This is a genomic window from Nocardioides sp. Root682 (assembly GCF_001427795.1).
Lineage (GTDB): Bacteria > Actinomycetota > Actinomycetes > Propionibacteriales > Nocardioidaceae > Nocardioides.
On record NZ_LMHJ01000007.1, the window covers coordinates 1 to 2,852 of the forward strand.

2 protein-coding genes are annotated in these 2,852 nt (G+C 70.2%); both read left to right on the top strand.

Annotated features, from left to right (window positions below; all coding sequences use genetic code 11):
• Positions 1-2,095: NADH-quinone oxidoreductase subunit G (locus ASD84_RS24575; protein ID WP_056717043.1), on the top strand; the 2,095-nt coding region annotated here is incomplete at its 5' end.
• Positions 2,092-2,852, top strand: a 761-nt coding sequence (locus tag ASD84_RS24580) for a complex I subunit 1/NuoH family protein (protein ID WP_162251594.1), incomplete at its 3' end; no start/stop codon positions are given. The genes ASD84_RS24575 and ASD84_RS24580, both read left to right, overlap by 4 nt.

The following is a 2,852-nucleotide window of genomic DNA, read 5'->3' on the forward strand; positions in this document are numbered from 1 at the left end:
CAAGGGCGGCGAGTGCCCCCTGCAGAACCAGGCCATGTCCAACGGCCGCGGCGAGTCGCGCTTCTCCGATGACCGCAACCGTGGCGTGAAGCGGACCTTCCCGAAGCCGATCAACCTGTCGCCGACGGTGCTCCTGGACCGCGAACGCTGCATCGTGTGCCAGCGCTGCACGCGCTTCGCCGACGAGATCGCCGGTGACCCGTTCATCGAGCTCCTCGAGCGCGGCGCCCAGCAACAGATCGGCATCTCGATCTCCAGCACAGGGGACGCGTCCGGTTTCACCTCGTACTTCTCCGGCAACGTGATCCAGATCTGCCCGGTCGGTGCACTGACCTCCGAGCAGTACCGCTTCCGGTCCCGCCCGTTCGACCTCGTGTCGACGCCCGGCGTGGCCGAGCACGACGGCTGCGGCTCGGCGATCCGGATCGACCACCGTCGCGGCAAGGTGCTCCGTCGCCAGTCCGGCAACGACCCGGCGGTCAACGAGGAGTGGATCACCGACAAGGACCGCTTCGCGTTCGCCTACGCGCAGGGCGACGACCGCCTGACCTACCCGCAGGTCCGCGATGACGACGGGAGCCTGCGTCCCGCGTCGTGGCCCGAGGCGTTCACTGTTGCTGCTCGCGGCCTGGCTGCGGCGAAGCAGGCCGGCGGCGTCGGCGTGCTCACCGGTGGCCGGCTGTCCGTCGAGGACGCCTACGCCTACAGCAAGTTCGCCCGGGTCGCCCTCGGCACCAACGACATCGACTTCCGCGCGCGTCCCCTGTCGGCCGAGGAGGCCTCCTTCCTCGCGTCCTCGGTCGCGCTGACCGGTCCCGGCGCCGGGGGAGTGACGTACGACGACCTCGAGTCCGCCACGAAGGTGGTCCTCGTGGGCCTGGAGCCCGAGGACGAGGCCGGCGCGATCTTCCTGCGCCTGCGCAAGTCCGTCCTGGCCGGTGGCACCGAGGTGATCAGCCTCGCGCCGTACACCACGCGTGGGCTGCGCAAGGTCTCCGCGCGAGTGGTCCCGACCGTTCCCGGCGACGAAGCGGCCGGGCTCGACGACCTGGCCGGCGAGCTCGACGCGAGCTGCGTGGTGCTCGTCGGCGAGCGGCTCGCCACGATCCCCGGCGCACTGTCCGCGGCGGCTGCTGTTGCCGCCTCGACGGGCGCGCGCCTGGCATGGGTGCCCCGACGAGCCGGCGACCGCGGTGCGGTCGAAGCGGGTTGCCTGCCGAACCTGCTCCCGGGCGGACGCCCGGTGGCCGAGGCCGGTGCACGCATCGACGTCGCAGCAGCCTGGGGCGTCGACGCCCTGCCGGAGGCAGAGGGCCGCGACGCGGACGCCATCGTCGCCGCGCTCGGTGCCGGTGAGCTCGACGGACTCGTCATCGCTGGCGTGGATCCCGACGACACCGCCGATCCTGCCGCGACCCGCGCCGCCATCGCAGCGTCCGGCTTCGTGGTCGCCTTCGACGTACGCAGCACCGAGGTGACCGACGTCGCCGACGTGGTGTTCCCCGTCGCCCCGACCACCGACAAGTCCGGCACCTTCGTCAACTGGGAAGGCCGGGTGCGGCCGTGGGAGGCCGCCCTGCGTAACCCGGCTTCGTTGCCCGAGCTGCGGGCTCTCGTGGGCATCTCCGAGGAGCTGGCCCAGCTCGGTCAGGGGAGCCCGCTCGGGTTCCGGACCGTCGACGAGGCCCGGGCCGAGATGGCGCAGCTGGGTCCGTGGGACGGTGCGCGCCCTGCGCTCGCCCCGCTCGCGAAGAAGACCACCAAGAAGGCCGCGAAGGCACCCAAGGGTGGCGTCACCGTGGCCCTGGCCACCTGGAAGCAGCTGCTCGACAACGGGTCCCTCCAGGACGGCGACAAGTACCTCAAGGCGACCGCGCGCACGCCGGTCGCCCTGGTCACCCGGGCTGTGTACGACGCCCACGGCCCGACCATCACCCTGACGGGCGATCGGGGATCGGTGACCCTGCCGGCCGAGATCGCCGACGACCTGGTAGACGGCGTGGTCTGGGTGCCGGCGAACTCCGTCGGCAACGGCGTCCTCGCTGACCTCGCCTCACCGGGCACGGCTGTCACGATCACGGGAGGTGCCTCATGAACACCGATCTGGGTGCGTTCGGCAACGACGCCTGGTGGGTGATCGGCGTCAAGACCCTGCTGGTCTTCCTGGTGCTGGTGCTCCTGACCCTGTTCAACATCTGGCTGGAGCGCCGGGTCGTGGCCCGGATGCAGCACCGGATCGGCCCCAACGTGCACGGCCCCTTCGGGCTCCTGCAGTCCCTGGCCGACGGCGTGAAGCTGGCGTTCAAGGAGGACCTGATCCCCAAGGCCGCCGACAAGGTGGTCTTCGTGCTCGCGCCCGTCATCTGCGTGGTGCCGGCGTTCGTGACCTTCGCGGTCATCCCGTTCGGACCCGAGGTGAGCTTCTTCGGTGAGCGGACCCCGCTCCAGCTGACCGACATGCCGGTCGCCGTGCTGTTCGCGATGGCGATCGCGTCGATCGGGATCTACGGCATCGTCCTCGGTGGCTGGTCCAGCGGGTCGACGTACTCCCTGCTGGGCGGGTTGCGCTCGAGCGCGCAGATGATCTCCTACGAGGTCGCGATGGGCCTGGCCCTGGTTGCGGTGTTCATGTACGCCGGATCGATGTCGACCAGCGAGATCGTGGCTGCGCAGGACGACGTCTGGTTCGGCCTGATCCTGCTGCCGTCCTTCGTCATCTACTCGATCGCGATGGTGGGTGAGACCAACCGCGCACCGTTCGACCTCCCCGAGGCCGAGGGTGAGCTGGTCGGTGGTTTCCACACCGAGTACTCCAGCCTGAAGTTCGCACTGTTCTTCCTCGCCGAGTACAT